Genomic DNA, 539 nt, shown 5'->3' on the forward strand with positions numbered 1-539 from the left:
AGTACGCCGATCGGCACCGGATTCAGCTGGCTGTCCACGATGTAGAAGCGTGCGTTCAGCCATGCCTGTCCAATCGGCACATTACCGCTGCTTGGCAGCTTCGACAGTTCTTCGTCGTAGAAGCTGGAGTCGATCGCCGCTTCCGTAACACCATAGCTGTTCATAATGCGAATATCTGCGCCAAATCGTTCTTGCAACACCCGATAATCCGTCACGCTGCAGCTATCCGAGCTGGTAATCAGCAATTCCAAACTGCTCATGTCCAGTCCCTGCTCATATACATGCTGCATGAACGGTACGATCAGGGCTGGAGTCGATTCGAACACGGTAATCTGGTAGTCACGAATCCAGCCATACAGACGGCTCGGGTCAATCCGGTCGTCTTTCGGACAGATAACCATCGTTCCGCCGTTATAGAGCGTCCGGGCGATATCGCCGACGAACACGTCGAAGGAGAAGCTTGCCAGCTGCAGCAAACGTACCGGGAACTGGTTCAGGCGATAATCCCGACGATACGCCGCGGCGGTATTCACCAAGCT

At 54.5% G+C, this 539-nt stretch carries 1 protein-coding gene; it reads right to left on the reverse strand.

Going from position 1 to position 539, the window contains the following annotated elements; genetic code table 11:
- A partial coding sequence (locus G9G53_RS25695) for an AMP-binding protein (RefSeq protein ID WP_165150881.1) occupies positions 1 to 539 on the reverse strand: 539 nt, incomplete at both ends.

It is taken from the genome of Paenibacillus sp. EKM206P (assembly GCF_011066155.1).
GTDB lineage: Bacteria > Bacillota > Bacilli > Paenibacillales > Paenibacillaceae > Paenibacillus > Paenibacillus polymyxa_D.